Origin of the sequence: Mesorhizobium sp. DCY119 (assembly GCF_003590645.1) — a bacterium.
Classification (GTDB): domain Bacteria; phylum Pseudomonadota; class Alphaproteobacteria; order Rhizobiales; family Rhizobiaceae; genus Mesorhizobium_M.
This window is the reverse complement of sequence record NZ_CP031834.1, coordinates 1,755,189-1,770,350: the sequence shown is the minus strand read 5'-3', so window position 1 is coordinate 1,770,350 and position 15,162 is coordinate 1,755,189. Positions and strand designations below refer to the sequence as shown.

The following is a 15,162-nucleotide window of genomic DNA, read 5'->3' as shown; positions in this document are numbered from 1 at the left end:
GTAGTGAGTAGTGAGTAGTGAGTAGTGAGTAGTGAGTAGTGAGTAGTGAGTAGTGAGTAGTGAGTAGTGAGTAGTGAGTAGTGAGTAGTGAGTAGTGAGTAGTGAGTAGTGAGTAGTGAGTAGTGAGTAGTGAGTAGTGAGTAGTGAGTAGTGAGTAGTGAGTTTGAACTGCTTCGCTCTATCGGCAAGGCAATTCGCTATTCACTATTCACTATTCACTATTCCCTACTCACTCAGCTGGCACCGGCTTCGGCTTCCCGTCCTTGTCCAGCGCCACCATGATGAAATCGGCGTCGGTCACCTTCTCCATCAGATCCTGCAGATAGCGCTGCGCCCAGGCTTCGACCTTCAGCGTCATCGACGTGCGCCCGACGCGGTTGACATGGGTGTAGATGCACAGCGTGTCGCCGATCTTCATCGGCTTGGCGAAGGACATTTCCTTCACCGCCGCCGTCACCACGCGCCCCTTGGCGCGCTCGGCGGCGCGTATGCCGCAGGCAAGGTCCATCTGCGCCATCACCCAGCCACCGAAAATATCGCCGGCAGCATTGGCATCCGACGGCATCGCCAGCGTGCGCAAGGTCAGCTCGCCCGTGGGTTGACCGTCTGCGTAATGAACCATCGTGAATCTCCGTAAATGCCCGCCCCATCGATGGCAGCTAACACAAACTACAGCAAGCACCGGTCGCTTTTTTCACAAGCCATGCCGGATGCCGGGGTGTCGAAGCCCCTCGCCGAACGCTAGGCTGAATCAATATCTGAGCCAGTTCACGGGCGGCCTTTCGTTTCACATGCAAACCTATGATTTCATTGTCGTCGGCTCAGGCTCAGCGGGCTGCGTGGTCGCCGAGCGATTGTCGGCCGATGGCCGCTTCTCCGTGCTGGTGCTCGAAGCCGGCGGCACCGACCGCCGCTTCTTCGTGCAGATGCCGCTCGGCTACGGCAAGACGTTTTTCGACCCGGCAGTGAACTGGAACTACAAGACCGAGGCCGATCCCGGCCTCGCCGGCAATGCCGACCACTGGCCGCGCGGCAAGCTGCTCGGCGGCTCCAGCTCCATCAACGCCATGGTCTGGATCAGGGGCCAGCGCGAGGATTACGACGCCTGGGCCGCCGCCGGAAATCCCGGCTGGGGCTTCGACGATCTCTTGCCGATCTTCAGGGCGATCGAGGACAACGAGGCTGGCGCAGATGAATGGCGCGGACGCGGCGGCCCGGTCCACGTCACCGACAATCGCACCCGCGTCCACCCCCTCACCCACCGCTTCCTGAAAGCCGGCGAGCAGGCCGGCCTCGCCTTGAACCAGGATTTCAACGGCAGGACCCAGGAGGGTGTCGGCGTCTATCAGATCAACACGAAGAATGGCCGCCGCATGTCGGCAGCGCGCGCCTTCCTGCGCCCGGCGATGAAGCGCGCCAATGTCCGCGTCGAGACCAATGCGCTGGCGACCAAGATCCTGTTCGAGGGAACCCGCGCCGTCGGCATCGAATATCAGCGCGGCGGCCAGACGCTCACCGCGCGCGCCGGCCGCGAGGTGATCCTCAGCGCCGGCTCTATCAACACGCCGCAGCTTTTGCAGCTTTCCGGCGTTGGCCCCTCCGGCCTCCTGAAAGGTCTCGGCATACCGGTCGTCCACGCCAACGACCATGTCGGCGACAATCTCCAGGACCATCAGGGCATCAACTACACTTTTCGGGGCAGGCTGCCGACGCTCAACCAGATCCTTCGCCCATGGTGGGGCAAGATGCTGGTCGGCATGCAATATATCCTGACGCGCAATGGCCCGCTGGCGATGAGCATGAACCAGGGCGGCGGTTTCTTCCGCACCGATGCCGCGCAGACCCGCCCAAACATGCAGCTCTATTTCCAGGCCTTCTCCACCGTGCTGCCACGGGTCGGCGAGCGCCCCATCCTCACGCCCGACCCCTGGCCGGGCTTTTCCATCGGCCTGTCAAACTGCCGCCCCTCGAGCCGCGGCTCGATCATGATCCGCACGAAGAACCCGCTCGACTACCCCAGAATCGCGCCCAACGCCTATTCGACCAACACCGACGTCACCGAAATGCTCGACGCGGTGAAGTTCGTGCGCAAGATTGCCGCCATGCCGGCAATGAGCGAGATCATCGAGGAGGAAGTGCTACCCGGCCCCAAATGCACGACCGACGAAGAGCTTGTCGCCGATTTCCGCGCCCGCTCCGGCACCGTCTACCACCCGGTCTCGACCTGCCGCATGGGGCCGGACGCATCGCAATCGGTCGTCGATCCACGCCTGAAGGTGCACGGCCTTTCCGGCCTGCGCATCGTCGACGCCTCGATCTTCCCCGACAACATCAGCGGCAACACCAACGCCGCTTCCATCATGACCGGCGCCAAGGGCGCTGCAATGATACTGGAGGACCACCCATGAAAATCACCGACGTTAAAACCTTCGTCGTCGGCAATCCGCCGCCGGGCATCGGCGGGCGCTATTTCATCTTCGTCAAGCTGACGACGGACTCGAATGTCGTCGGCTATGGCGAGGCCTACAACGCCACCTTCGGCCCGCACGTCACCGCAAAAATGATCGAGGATCTGGCCGAGCGCTATCTCGTCGGCCGCGACCCGCACGACATCGAAACCTTCTTCCGCCGCGCCTATTCCTCAGGCTTTTCGCAGCGGCCGGACATTTCCGTCATGGGCTGTTTTTCGGCGCTCGAAATCGCCTGCTGGGACATCATCGGCAAGGAGGCCAACAAGCCGATCTACAAGCTGCTCGGCGGCCAGGTGCACGAGACCCTGCGTTCCTACACCTATCTCTACCCGCACACCGGAAGTGCGGTGCCAGCCGAAGCCGACAACCCGGACAAGAACGTCTACAACGATCCCGGTCTCGCCGCCGAATGCGCACTCGCCTATGTCGAGCAGGGTTTCAACGCGGTGAAGCTCGATCCCGCCGGTCCCTACACCGCCTTCGACGGCCACCAGCCGCGCCTGATCGACATCGAGCGCTCGGCAGCCATGATCAAGGCGATCCGCGAGGCGGTCGGCAACCGCGCCGACATATTGTTCGGCACGCACGGCCAGTTCACCGCGTCGGGCGCGCTGCGCATGGCCAAGGCCATCGAGCCTTACGACCCGCTGTGGTTCGAAGAGCCGGTGCCGCCGGATATGCCCGAAGTCATGGCGCAGGTGGCGCGCGGCACCTCGATCCCCATCGCCACCGGCGAGCGGCTGACGACCAAATTCGAATTCGCCCGCGTCATCGAAAACCGCGCCGCCACCATCCTGCAGCCCGATCTCGGCCGCTCCGGCGGCATCCTCGAAACCAAGAAGATCGCGGCCATGGCCGAGGCCTATCACATCCAGATCGCCCCGCACTGCTATTGCGGCCCGATCGTCGGCGCCGCCAACGTCCAGCTTTCCGCCACCCTGCCCAACTTCCTGATCCTGGAATCGCTGAAGCAGTGGGACGGCTTCCACGAGACGCTTTTGAAGAAGAAGATCGAGTGGCAGGACGGCAATGTCATCCCGTCGAAGGAACCCGGCCTCGGCGTCGAACTCAACGAGGCCGTCTGCGAGGCCCATCCCTGGACCGGCAAGGACCTGCATCTCGACATGATGCAGGACCCGCTGTTTCCGTGAAGCAAAAAGCGATTCCGGATCAAGGCCTTGGCCGGCGATCCGGAATCATTTCACGAGGCGGCTGAATCGGTTTCTCAAACCGAGCGCCTAATCCTGCAGCTTGACCCGGTAAACGGCTCCCGAGCCCCAGGTGCCGACCAGCAGTTCGCCTTCGCCGCCACGGCCAAGCGCGACCGCGCTGCCTTCGAGGCCGTCCGCCACAACCTGCGACGCACCATCGAAGGCGACACGACGCACCAGGCTCGCACCATTGTCGATGACGAAAACCGCATCCGCCCCGGCGGCAAGTATGCCGACGCCCGGCCTCGAAAAGCTCTCTCCCAGTTCCGAAACCGAGCCGTCCGGCAAGACGCGCGTCACCCGCCCGCCATATTGCGAAGCGACGATGCTGCCATCCGCCATCTCGACCACACCCACCGGCAGCGACAGCCCGCTGGCGACCACGCGCCGCTCCCCGCTCGCCAGATCGACCGACAGGATTTCGCCGGAAGCCCGATTGGCAACGAGCAGCCGCCCGTCCTTGGTAAAGGCGATGCCGGCAGGTGTCGCCAGCCCTTCCACGACGCGCGCGGTTGAACCGTCCAGTCCTACCCGGATGATATGATCGCCCGAATAGGCGGAGACGAACACGCTGCCCTCGCTGTCGACGGCGATGCCGGCGGGCGAAGCCACGCCATCCACCAGCACCGAGCGGGAGCCATCCGGCGTCATGCGCTCGACCATGCCGCCGCTCCAGTTCGACACATAGACGGTGCCGTCCGATGCTCTGGCAATGCCGGTCGGAGCGCTGAAACCTTCCCACAACTTCTCGGCCGCAGCCGTGCTTGCCTGCACGGCAGAAGGCGTCACCAACGGGCCCACGAAGGCTGCGGAACCGAGCAGGAGCGTGCTGCCGGCAAGCATACTGCGCATCATCCTCCTCATGCCGCACGCTCCTGCCCGACAGCCTCAACTTCGCCCCGATGCGCAAAGACCTCCTTGGCCGCGAACAGCCCGTTGAGGGCCGCCGGGAAACCGGCATAGACCGCCATCTGTATGATCACTTCGGTGATCTCGTCGCGGGTCAGCCCGACATTCAGTCCGGCCTCGATATGCACTTTGAGTTGAGGGCTGGCATTGCCCAGCGCCGTCAGCGCTGCGATGGTCGCAATCTCGCGCTCGCGCAATCCGAGCCCCTCGCGGCAGTAGATATCGCCGAAGGGAAACTCGATCACGTAGCGCGCGAAATCGGGCGCGATATCGGCCAGTGCTGCAATGACCTTTTCGCCGCCTGCGCCGTCGATTTCAGCGAGCGCCCGCTTGCCGCGTTCGAATCTGCTGTCCTGTTTGTTCTGCGTCATGGGTTTTCGTCCTTTTTTCAGAGCCGGCATAGCCGGCGATCTTGGTATCGAGGACGAGAAGGCAGGCCTGAAGCTCAGCCACATGATTGCGCACGCGCTCGCGATGCTGTTCCAGCAATTCGCGGCGCTGCCTGTCCGTATCGGCGCCCTGCTCCCGCAAAGCCGCATATTGCAGCATCTGCCGGATCGGCATCCCGGTCGTTTTCAGGCGACCGAGAAACTCGATCCAAGTCAGGATCGAGGCGTCGTAGTCACGTTGGCTCGATTGGTCCCGGTCGGCATAGGGAAGCAGCCCGATCCGCTCATAGTAACGGATGGTGTAAGCCGACAGTCCCGACCGCTTTGCAAGTTCGCCAATCTTCATGATCTTGCCCTGTCTCGTCACGACGCTCACAAGGCTAGGGGTTGGAGTGCACTCTAAGTCAATAGGGTTTTTTCGAAGAGAATAGCAGGTGCCAGTGACCATCAAAGCAGCGGCTTAGAAGTCGTCATCCCCTCGCCCATATCTGTGGACATGGTCCGAACCTCACGCTTTGGTGAACGGAATCGGTTAGATTGCGATCGTCGAACCGGGGACGTTCGCGAGTAACGGGGACAACCATGACACTCATCCAGAAACTGGCGATCTTCTACGCCGCCATGTTCTTTTTCGTTGTCGGCGTCGGCTATGTGCCGGCCTTCAACGACGCCAACGGCTATCTGTTCGGGCTGTTCTCGCTGCAATGGTATGACGACCTGCTGCACGCTTTCTCCGGCGTCTGGGCGTTGATCGCCGCTTTCGTCTCGCATCGCCAGTCGGTGCTGTATTTCAAGCTGTTCGGTGCGATCTATCTGTTCGACGGCGTGCTCGGCCTCGTCACCGGTTCCGGCTGCCTCGACGGCGGCATCTTCATCGATGGCTTCCGCTCCTTCGGCGATGTCGAATTCCCGACCCGCTTCTTCGCCAACGCGCCGCATCTGGCCATTGGCGGTTTTGCCGTGTTCGTCGGCTACTGGCTGTCGAAGCGGGTGCACGAAAAGCTGGCAGTGGCCTGAGCGCATGTTCCTGCTCCGCCTGCTGAAGCGCCTCGTCAAGACGCTGCTCATCATCCTCGTCGTCGTGCTGGCGATCCCGCTGCTCGGCCTTGCCTATGGTTTCCTGACCACCAGCAGCATCGACCAGACCCCGCTTGCCGGCATCGAGCAGGGCGCGCCGCCGCAGGCGCTTGCCGATCAGGTCCGCACCGAAATCCCTGGCTACCAGCGGCCCGAGGAATCGACCTATCTCACCTATCCCGAATGGTCGATCGTCTATGCCGCGCGCGAATATGCCGGCTTCGTCCGCAACGACCGCGAAAGCGGCTTTCCCTATTGGTCCACCATCGGCCGCTTCTGGCAGGATTATGCCATGGTCATCCGCGCCACCTCGGACAAGCCGTTCAACATCGCCAACCACCAGATGCTCACCGTCATCGGCACCAGCCACACCATCGAGCACCTGATCCAGTGGGCCTATGAAAACACCATCGGCCGCATCACCGAGGCGACCTCGGGCCGGCGCATCGCGGTGGACGTCTATCAGGCCCGGATCGCCACGGAATACGCCGCCTTTCTCGATCAGGTGCCGTGGTACCAGTTTCCCTACGCCGAAAAACGCGCCGGCCTGATGGCTGTGGGCAATGCCGCTAACGAAGACCAATTGCGCACCAGCGAGCGCAAGATCGCCTTCGGCCTCGCCTATACCATCAAGCAGGCCTATGCCGACCTCATCAAGTCGGCGCTGTCGGCCACCGCCGATCCGGCCTTCCTCGACATTCATGTCTGGGCCAAAGGCCCGGTCGCTGACGCGATTGCCGGCGAACCCAACACCAAGCTCGAAAAGGATTTCGGCCCGGACGGCGCGGTCTTCGTGACCAAGCGCTATCAGGTCTTCACCGAAATGATCCCGCGCCTGATCGAAAAGGGCGTCAGCTTCGTCGAGATCGGCGGCAATGACGAAATCCTCGTCACCGTGCTTTCCAACGGCGAAGTCGAAATCCCGGCCGGCGCCCGCGAACTGTTCTCCTACCAGCTCCCGGCCGAGCCGAGCCGTCGGCGCACTGGCCTGACCGTCGCGGTTCGCTCACTGCACGCCGTCCTGCCGACGCTTGCAGAAGACGGGGCGAAGCTGGAACATGTTTACGATTATTGAGTTCAGGTGAGCTGAGTAGCTGATTGCAAATCAAGGCGTTAGCGCAATATCCAGAATCAGGGCCTCAGTTGCATTTCCAGCAACATTCAGTTGCGCTTCACCACACTTATTCCGCGATTCAAGCCAAATCCCGCCGCGAACCGGGCGCAAGTTGTTCTGGTCAACATCCTTCCGAGGACACCATGATCAAGACCGCGCTCATAGCCATGACGATCATCGGCTGCGACTGCGACGCGAAGCTTTGCGAGTTCATCCGCGAGACGCCGCCGCAATACGCCTCCGTGGCCGATTGCGAGGCCGCGCTGAAAAAGCAGATCCTGCACGAGAAAACCGTCGACTATCCGCTGGTCTCCGGCATCTGCCGTTCGAACCAGCCCGATGATTTCAAGACGGCCTCCGTCCAGGCGACCGACCCGGCGCCCGCGTCGCACACTGTCGAACCAAGCCGCAACGCGCCCATCTATGCCGGTCTGGTCGAGGACGGCCGCTCGGTGCTCTACCGCACTGCCGGCGGCTACACCGTCGTGCGCAAGGGCATCAGCCACGCCGCCGAAAGCACGGCCGATCTGGCAAGCTGGGCCACCGGCTGGATCGCCGCCAAGCTGCCGGCGTTTTGAGGTTGGTGTATTAGGTCGGATAAACGGTGTTTACCCCCACCCCTAACCCCTCCCCACAAGGGGGAGGGGGACGATTTCGTCGCTTTGGCCACCAAGCACTGTGAAGATTGGACGGAGCGGACTTGCAGCAGAGTTCCCCTCCCCCTTGTGGGGAGGGGTGGGGGTCCCTCCAAACGCAATTACCTCCCGTAGACGGGTAAAACGCTACCAAGGGATAGGCAGCAAACCGTCACGGTTACCCCCTCACCCCACCCCAACCGCCGTCCTCAACGCCCGATAAAACGTCGACTGAAACAGCTCCCCCGGATCGACCTCCCGCTTCTTCGCCAGAAAAGCCGGCAGCTCCGGATAGGACGCCAGCAGCTGCGCCCGCGTGAAATGAAGCTGATACGGCAGGAAGAACCGGCCGCGATGTTTCAGCGTCAGGTCGATCATCGCCCGCGTCAGCGTCCGCATCTTTGCGTTGCCGGCATCGTCGGCGCTCTGGTTGATGTAGAGCACCAGCGCGAAGGCCGGCTCCGGCGCATAGGTCAGCGCCACGTCCTCGCGATGCACGATGCGCACCGAGGCGTTCAGTACCGGCAAATCCTGCCCGCGCAAGATCTCCCGCGCACCGCCGATGAAACCATCGTACTCGCCACGCGGAACGAAATATTCGTGAAGGATATCCGTCTCATAGGCGAGATCGTTGAACAGATAGGGCACGGAATCATGCATCGGGTTGTTGCGCGTCACCAGGCACGCTTCGCCCTCGCCCATCGCCGCCGTGCGCGGCACCGTGCAGCTCTCGAATTTCGGCTCTAGGTTCTTTTCGGCGTACCATTTCAGGCTCTGGAACGTATCGCCCAGCTTGGCGAGGTTCATGATCGCCCGCTTCATCCCGACACCATCCGGCTCGCCAAGCGCGGGCATATCCGCCGGCGGCTGGTCGGCCACCTTGTCATAGCGATAGACGATCATGTCCTCGAGAAAATTGCCGGGCGCCGTCGAAAGATGCCCGTAGAACAGGCCGATATTCCTGTCCTGCTCCAGATGCTCGGCAAAGAAGGCCGGGAAATCGTCGGAGCGGATGATCTCGCGCGAGGTCTGGTAGACGGCATTGTCGACGATATCGAGCTTGGCCTCCAGCACGACGCCGAACAGGCCGTAGCCGCCCAGCACATGCCGGAACAGCTCGGCATTCTCGCCGCGCGAGCAGGTAATGATCGAGCCGTCGGCCAGCATCAGCCGCATCGACTGCACCGAGCCGGCCACCGAACCAGCTTGATGGTCCATGCCGTGGGCGTTGACCGAAATCGAGCCGCCGACGGAAAAAATGTCGGTCGATTGCATCGCCTTCACGGCAAAGCGCGGATGTAAGATGTTCTGGATATCGTGCCATGTCGCGCCTGGCTGCACGGTCATGGTCTTCGCCTCGGCATCCACAGTGACCTTGTTGAACTTGCGCATGTCCAGCACCAGCGCGTTGTCGTCAAAAGCCTGCCCGCCCATCGAGTGGCGCACTGCGGCCATCGAAACCTTCAGCCCGCTCTCGCGCGCAAAAGCCAGCGCCCGCGCGACATGATCCTCCTCGCCGACCTCGACCACGCCATAGACCGGCGTGCGCGAAAGCGCGCTGGCATCGTTGATGTTTCCACCCTTCGAAAGCCAGGGCAGCGTGGGATCATAGGCGGGTGGATTGGCGAGCGGCTGCAATGGCAGCGAAACACCATCGATATCGGCAATTCGCCCCGCGTCCTTCGCACCCGACGGTTCACGCGCCAGCCGCGCCAGCGTCGTGCCGCCCCAGGCAGCGGCACCGCTGAGCACGGCGGCACCCAGCAGCAACCGCCGCGAAATGCCAAATCTCTTGCGCCCATCCGCCATGGTGATCTCCCTCAAGGCGTCACCGATAGCGCGGGTTTTTAAGGAAAACCATAAGGCGCATCACATAACGGCACAGCAAAAAGCCGGTCCGCACGGAACCGGCTTCCAGGATTGCTAAAGCGGCAGTGTCTTATTTCATCTTCTCGACCGAAGTCGCCATCTTGTCGCTGCCGGTCATGATCTTCACGGTGTCGCCGGCCATCACACTGTCGAGCTTCACCTTGTCGGTCGTCATCACCGACATGCCGTCCTCCAGCGTGATCATGTGCTTCTTCGCATCGACTTCCTTGACCTTGCCCTGCATTTCGCCAGCGAGTGCCGGCGCCAGCATCAGGATCGATACGAAAGCGGCTCCGAGAATGGTTTTCATGTGATCTTCTCCCATCGTTGCGCCGGTCACCCGCCGTTCATCGGCGCATTCACCGCGCATGAAATCGGTAGGCTTTTCTCAAATCACGCGCCAAACACGAAAGGGATGCTAAACATCACGTCCCGGGCACGAATAGTTTGCCCCTGCGTGATGACTGCAAAACACCCGTCGCCACCTGCTCCATTTCTAGATTGGGCCAGCCTCACGATCCCGCTTCACAAGAATCGGGCTTTCTGGCATGAGTGTCGGGAAATCCTCCGCTCTTTTTCGAAAGTCGCTCCGTGCACCCCGTCGTCGAAATCCTCGGCTCGCTGGCCGCCGTCATCACCACGCTCGGCTGGCTGCCGCAGCTTTTGAAAATCCGTCGCGAAAAGAAGGCCGACGACATCTCGCTCGTCGCCATCGGCACGATCGCCACCGGCGTCTTTCTGTGGACGCTCTACGGCCTGTTCATCGGCTCGTGGCCGGTCATCATGGCCAACGCCGTGACGTTCCTTTTCATCGTCGCGATTGTCGGCATGAAACTGCATTACGGCCGCGCCGTTCAGACCGGCGGATAGACCGCCCCAAGCCGCGCCGAGACCTTTTCCTTCAGCCGGCCCTCCAGCGCTTCGACCGGCACGAGGCACTCGCGGCCGCCCTCGTGCAGCCGCATGAACGGCACCGTCTCAAAGCCGGCAATCCGCCCGCGCCGCGCACCCTCCGTGCCGATATCGGCCACCAGCATCGCGCCGATCCTCCCCGGCCAGGGCTGCCGCGCCCATGCGGTGCCCAGGCAATCGCCCAGCCCATAGGCGATGAGCGCCCCCTCGATCTGCTCCAGCGGCTGCACGACATGGGCGTGGTGCCCGACGACCAACCCTGCCCCGGCAGCCGCCAGTTTTCGAGCAAGCGTCCGCGTCGTTACTTGCGGAAAATGCCGGAACTCAATATCCCAGTGCGGCACGGCGCAGATGAGATCGACGCCCGCTTTCGCCTCCGTATCCCAGCCGCCAAAATCCTCCACCATCAGCACCCGCCCGGCGAAATCCTCGCGCGCCGCATTACGCCACTGCGTGAAGGCCGAGAACCCCACCGTCAGCCCGGCGGCTTCGAAGGGCTTCACCCAGCCGTCTGCCTCCGTGCCAATCGTGCGAATGCCAAAACGCCCGAGAGTCGCCACCGTCTCCTCAAAACCGGCAACGCCCTGGTCGAGCACATGATTGTTGGCCAGCGACAGGACAAGCCTTGCAGGCTCTATCTCCAACGCGGCCAAGGCGCTTGCGAGAAAAACCGGCGTCATCGCGTGACGCAGCCCGAGACTCGTCCCGAACGGCGCATATAGCTTTTCAACCACCGGGCTCTCGCAATTGGCGATCACCAGATCGGCCGATGCGATGATCCTGCCGAGCGCCGGGTCGACCAGCGGCGCGCGCCGGTTGGCAACCGCCGAAATGTCGCCGAGGAAAACCAGCCGCACCAGCCGGCCATTCGCCGGCGCCGACCGTGCCATCGGCGCAAAACCGGTTCGATCGCCACCCAGCGACGGACGCAGGAAACGCGGCAGCCATGACAGCTTGTAAGAGAGTGGAAAATTCGACACCGCGCCGCCCGTTGATTTTGCGCGCACGCTACAGCAACGGATGCTCGGTTCAAATCCTTCCGCACGCTGCGCGCGGAAGGATCGGTGGAGATTGCGTGCGGTCCCCGGAGCCTTTCCAGCTCAGCTAGAGCCGCCCCTCATCCCGCTGCCGCGACCTTCTCCCCGTATAGTGACGGGGAGAGGGTAAGGGTGAGGGGCAGTTTCCGCCGAGAGCTGAACGATCTACGCAGCCACCCCCGCGGGCTTCGCCACCAACGCCCCGGCGATCTTCTCCGACAGCCAGCCGAACAGCGCACCAACGATCATCGAGATGATGATGTTGATCAGCGGGTTGTCGACGAGAGATGCCGAGGTCAGCGTCGTCATCTTGCCCGCGAGCAGCGCATAGGCTGCAACACTGGCAAAGCCGTAGACGGCAGACGGTATCTGGGCCAGCAGCGGCGCATTCGCACCCATGATGAGCACGATGACGGTGACCGCGACCGATATGCCCGCCGCCAGCGGTACGCCGAGCGAGCCGGCGAGCAACGATATGCCGTAAAGCGCGATCCAGCCGAGAATCGCGCCCCATATGTGGGCTGGAATGTTGGTCTTGAGCGAGCCTTCCTTGCCGCCTGAATGGTAATAGGCGCCCCAGGCGATGAAGGCCGCCCATATCTGCAGGCCAAGTCCGGCCAATGGCCCGACGAAAAGCCAAGTGGCTATGCCGCCGAGTATTCCAACGCTGAGTGCAAGTGCGGTGAGCAATGGCATGTGAATTCCCTCCCTATGGGATTCATCAGGACAGCCACATCGCGTGTGCGCTGTCCTATGCCGGTGCCCTGTTGCTCAAAAGATCAGCAAATTTACCTTACGTCAACCATAGCTTGTGCCGTCTGCCTATGGATTGATCAGTCATCAACAGAAAGCCGCGCGCACGCACGCGAAAGCCCCGTTACCAGGCATAAAGCATAACCGCGCTGCCATATTGGAGAGGCGGGGAATCGGCGCTAGGTTGTATCCGCTTCGAAATGCAATCCGCTCTGGAGGGGCAGTCCATGAATTTTCGAAAACTGGTCACCGCCGCGGCCGTGCTGGCCGGGGTGGTACTTTTGCCTGCGGCAGCAAACGCAGCCAACGCCTATGTCACCGGCAATGTGAATGTCCGCTCGGGCCCGGGCACCGGCTATGACCGCGTCGGAACGCTCAGTGCCGGCACCACGGTCAATGTGCGCGGCTGCGAGGCCAACTGGTGCAACATCCGCGGCGGCGGCCTGCGTGGCTGGGTCTCGGCGAACTACCTGTCGGGCGCAAGCTATCGCCCGCCGGTGGTCGTCGTTCCGCCACCCATCATCGTGCGCCCGCCGCATTACCGGCCCCCGCACTGGAACCGTCCTCCACATTGGAACCGCCCGCCGCACCGGCCAAGGCCGCCGAAGCCGCGACCGCCGCGTCCTGGCAACCACTGCAAGATCGCACCCGGCTTCCCCTGCCCGTAACGGTAGCTGCCGCCCAGAGCAATTCCAGGAAAAGTGTGAAACGGTTTTCCGTCCGGAATTGCGTAAAAACAAATACCTGGAGCGGTTGGACCGCTCCAGGCAGTTCACCCCGGCACGGCCTTGTCGCGCCGGGGTTTTCGTGAGTAAGTTTCAAGCCATGAAAACTGTGCTGACGCTTGTTTTTGCGCTGTTCTTGTCCAGTCCGGCAATTGCCGCCTGGCAGGAGATCGATGGCGGCATATCTTCGGTTCCCAAGGAAACCAACAGCACCATCCAGGCCGTCGTTCTCCATTGCGTCGACGGTGCGGCCATCGACGTCTATTCCGGCGGCGACGGCACGATAAAACCGGCCGCCGGCGGCGAGGTCGTCGACTATTTCTACAAGCCCGGTTTCATCCGCGCAGATATCGACGGCAGCGCCTTCCCAATGGTCGCCGCCGGTTCGGGCGATGCGGTCGTGCTGTTTTCCGAAGGCAAGGAGGCGGAAGGCTACATGGCGCCGCTGGACGACGCGCTGATCGGTGCGCTGACCGCCGGCAAGCTGCTGACGCTCGCCTTCGATCTCAACCCAACGACTGCAGCCGACAGCTCGACCTTTGAAACCTACGCCACCTTCGATCTCGACGGCCATGGCGAAACGATCCGCAACGCCATCGGCAACTGCGAGTGAGGCGGCGCAGTTTTAGCGCTTACCTCGCCTTGCCAGGCACCCATCTGTCGGCCGGGTTCTTGAAATATTTCCAGCCGCGGTCGCGCGCCCGGCTGAGTGCGGCGAGATAGATGTCCTCGATCTGCGGCAGCATCGCCTCCGGCGCCAGTTGCTCGGTGACCTTTTGCCTGTCCGCCGCGCCGGCCTCAACCTGCCATTGCGGATTGCGCGCAAAACGTTCCGCCGCTTTCGAAAGGCCGTCCACGTCACCGACCGTGAAAAGGCGGTCCGCCGGAAGCAGATCTTCCATATTGCCAACATCGGTGGAAATGGCGGGAATTGCCTGTGCCATCGCTTCCAGCGGCGCGATCGGCGCCTCCTCGGCTATCGACGTGCACAGGAAAAGATCCATCGCCGCCACCAGTTCCACGGCATCCTCGCGAGGGCCGACAAGGTGGACCTTGCCGTTCAGGATGGGGTCTTTGAGCGCCGCATGCCAGCCTGGCATGCCCTCTTTTCCGTCCAACCCACCTACAAGCATCAGCTCCGCATCGATGCCCTTCTCGAGCAGTTGCTTCAGGATAGCGAGCATGTCGATCTGGCGCTTGCGCACCCCTATCAGGCCGACGGAACCCAGAAGGAAAGTGTTCTCTCGAATGCCGAGTTTCTGCCGCGCAAGGCTTCTGGCCTCGGCCGAAACCGGCTGCAAGGCCGCACTGTCGAACATGTTCGGCACGATATGCATTCTGCTCGGAGAAACCAGCAGGCGCTTGATGTAATAGTCCGCCGTCTGCCGGCTGAGACCCACGACCGCATGGGCGAAACGCCATGGAATCTGGAACTGACGCGTATGCGCCGTCATCACCGCAGGGGCGCCGTCGGCAATGGTGAAGATCATCAGGAACTTGTTGGCCCGGCTGCCATGCGCATGAACCAGCGTGCGGCCCCAGTCGCGTATCGGATAGCCGGTGTTGCGCAGATCGGTCGGGTTGGTCCGGAAGCTGCTTTGCAGCATCTTCACCGGGCCGGCGAATTTCTGCCGCTCGATCCAGCTCTTGCGCGGGTGAATCAGCATCACCTCATGACCAGCCTTGATCTGATTGTCGATCAAGGTTTTGGTACTCGTCGCAACGCCATTCAGGACATCATGGCTTATGAGATGGGCTATCTTCATAAACGGTCGGCTTTTCCGATCGGCCTGTGCGGCCATCAATTGCAATTGCAGGAAAAGCCGCGTGGGGCGCGTCGATTTTTCCGCACCCCTCATATGGGGTTATTTGCCTTTGCGCAAAGGCGTTCACGAGTCTTCCCTAAAATCTCCTCATAGCGCAATTATGGCGTAGCGACCGCAGCTTGTTTGTCGCGTCAAACCACTGCCGACTCCTGACACCCTACTGTCAGCAGCCGAACATTGCGCCTGCCTTTCATCTACCTTTCTCTTTTCATTTTACCGGATTCCCACCATATT

Annotated in this window: 18 protein-coding genes; 9 read left to right on the top strand and 9 right to left on the bottom strand. The window is 62.0% G+C overall.

Going from position 1 to position 15,162, the window contains the following annotated elements:
• Positions 1–229: 229 nt before the first annotated feature.
• Positions 230–622, bottom strand: coding sequence for an acyl-CoA thioesterase (locus tag DZG07_RS08590; protein ID WP_091913270.1), 393 nt, complete (start codon positions 620–622; stop codon positions 230–232).
• Between the two features lie 169 nt (positions 623–791).
• On the opposite strand from DZG07_RS08590, the gene DZG07_RS08585 reads away from it, so the two are divergent.
• Together DZG07_RS08585 and DZG07_RS08580 are read left to right on the top strand one after the other, a co-directional pair.
• Complete coding sequence (locus tag DZG07_RS08585) at positions 792–2,408, top strand: GMC family oxidoreductase N-terminal domain-containing protein (protein WP_119815984.1); 1,617 nt, start codon at positions 792–794, stop codon at positions 2,406–2,408.
• The gene (locus tag DZG07_RS08580; RefSeq protein ID WP_091913275.1) at positions 2,405–3,622 is read left to right on the top strand and encodes a mandelate racemase/muconate lactonizing enzyme family protein; all 1,218 of its coding nucleotides are present in this window, start codon (positions 2,405–2,407) and stop codon (positions 3,620–3,622) included. Before DZG07_RS08585 ends, DZG07_RS08580 begins: the two co-directional genes overlap by 4 nt.
• Before the next feature lie 87 nt (positions 3,623–3,709).
• On the opposite strand, the gene DZG07_RS08575 is transcribed toward DZG07_RS08580, so the two are convergent.
• From DZG07_RS08575 to DZG07_RS08565, 3 genes are read right to left on the bottom strand one after another with little or no spacing between them, the layout of a single operon-like run.
• On the bottom strand, positions 3,710–4,537 hold the full coding sequence (locus tag DZG07_RS08575; protein WP_205557150.1) for a hypothetical protein: 828 nt from the start codon (positions 4,535–4,537) through the stop codon (positions 3,710–3,712).
• Positions 4,538–4,542: 5 nt separating this feature from the next.
• Positions 4,543–4,962, bottom strand: a complete 420-nt coding sequence (locus DZG07_RS08570; protein ID WP_119815981.1) for a carboxymuconolactone decarboxylase family protein — start codon at positions 4,960–4,962, stop codon at positions 4,543–4,545.
• On the bottom strand, positions 4,907–5,326 hold the full coding sequence (locus tag DZG07_RS08565; RefSeq protein ID WP_091913279.1) for a MerR family transcriptional regulator: 420 nt from the start codon (positions 5,324–5,326) through the stop codon (positions 4,907–4,909). Before DZG07_RS08565 ends, DZG07_RS08570 begins: the two co-directional genes overlap by 56 nt.
• Positions 5,327–5,562: 236 nt before the next feature.
• Between DZG07_RS08565 and DZG07_RS08560 the strand changes: the two genes are divergently transcribed.
• From DZG07_RS08560 to DZG07_RS08550, 3 genes are all read left to right on the top strand, one after another.
• The gene (locus tag DZG07_RS08560; protein WP_119815978.1) at positions 5,563–5,997 is read left to right on the top strand and encodes a hypothetical protein; all 435 of its coding nucleotides are present in this window, start codon (positions 5,563–5,565) and stop codon (positions 5,995–5,997) included.
• Between the two features lie 4 nt (positions 5,998–6,001).
• Positions 6,002–7,132, top strand: a complete 1,131-nt coding sequence (locus DZG07_RS08555) for a hypothetical protein (protein ID WP_119815976.1) — start codon at positions 6,002–6,004, stop codon at positions 7,130–7,132.
• 182 nt (positions 7,133–7,314) lie between these two features.
• The gene (locus DZG07_RS08550) at positions 7,315–7,749 is read left to right on the top strand and encodes a hypothetical protein (protein WP_119815973.1); all 435 of its coding nucleotides are present in this window, start codon (positions 7,315–7,317) and stop codon (positions 7,747–7,749) included.
• A 243-nt stretch (positions 7,750–7,992) separates the two neighbouring features.
• Here DZG07_RS08550 and DZG07_RS08545 read toward each other — a convergent pair whose 3' ends face one another.
• Positions 7,993–9,615, bottom strand: coding sequence for an FAD-binding oxidoreductase (locus DZG07_RS08545; protein WP_119815970.1), 1,623 nt, complete (start codon positions 9,613–9,615; stop codon positions 7,993–7,995).
• A gap of 130 nt (positions 9,616–9,745) precedes the next feature.
• Positions 9,746–9,985 (bottom strand): DUF1344 domain-containing protein, encoded by a 240-nt coding sequence (locus DZG07_RS08540; protein ID WP_162931581.1) that lies wholly within the window; start codon positions 9,983–9,985, stop codon positions 9,746–9,748.
• A 281-nt stretch (positions 9,986–10,266) separates the two neighbouring features.
• On the opposite strand from DZG07_RS08540, the gene DZG07_RS08535 reads away from it, so the two are divergent.
• A complete protein-coding gene (locus DZG07_RS08535; RefSeq protein ID WP_119821530.1) occupies positions 10,267–10,545 on the top strand; it encodes a SemiSWEET transporter in 279 nt (92 codons plus the stop codon).
• On the opposite strand, the gene DZG07_RS08530 is transcribed toward DZG07_RS08535, so the two are convergent.
• Entirely contained in the window at positions 10,530–11,567 is a 1,038-nt protein-coding gene (locus tag DZG07_RS08530) for a CapA family protein (RefSeq protein WP_119821528.1), read from the bottom strand. The two genes, DZG07_RS08535 and DZG07_RS08530, sit on opposite strands and share 16 nt — an antisense overlap.
• 222 nt (positions 11,568–11,789) lie before the next feature.
• Positions 11,790–12,320 carry a DUF1097 domain-containing protein gene (locus tag DZG07_RS08525; RefSeq protein WP_119815964.1) on the bottom strand — a complete coding sequence of 177 codons (531 nt, stop codon included), beginning with the start codon at positions 12,318–12,320 and terminating at the stop codon, positions 11,790–11,792.
• A gap of 284 nt (positions 12,321–12,604) precedes the next feature.
• Here DZG07_RS08525 and DZG07_RS08520 point away from each other — a divergent pair, with 284 nt between their 5' ends.
• Positions 12,605–13,045, top strand: coding sequence for an SH3 domain-containing protein (locus DZG07_RS08520; RefSeq protein WP_119815961.1), 441 nt, complete (start codon positions 12,605–12,607; stop codon positions 13,043–13,045).
• Positions 13,046–13,202: 157 nt separating this feature from the next.
• The gene (locus DZG07_RS08515) at positions 13,203–13,715 is read left to right on the top strand and encodes a hypothetical protein (protein ID WP_119815958.1); all 513 of its coding nucleotides are present in this window, start codon (positions 13,203–13,205) and stop codon (positions 13,713–13,715) included.
• Between the two features lie 19 nt (positions 13,716–13,734).
• On the opposite strand, the gene DZG07_RS08510 is transcribed toward DZG07_RS08515, so the two are convergent.
• Entirely contained in the window at positions 13,735–14,805 is a 1,071-nt protein-coding gene (locus DZG07_RS08510; RefSeq protein ID WP_245429606.1) for a glycosyltransferase family 4 protein, read from the bottom strand.
• On the opposite strand from DZG07_RS08510, the gene DZG07_RS23785 reads away from it, so the two are divergent.
• Positions 14,776–15,021 carry a hypothetical protein gene (locus DZG07_RS23785; RefSeq protein ID WP_162931514.1) on the top strand — a complete coding sequence of 82 codons (246 nt, stop codon included), beginning with the start codon at positions 14,776–14,778 and terminating at the stop codon, positions 15,019–15,021. The two genes, DZG07_RS08510 and DZG07_RS23785, sit on opposite strands and share 30 nt — an antisense overlap.
• Positions 15,022–15,162 lie beyond the last annotated feature (141 nt).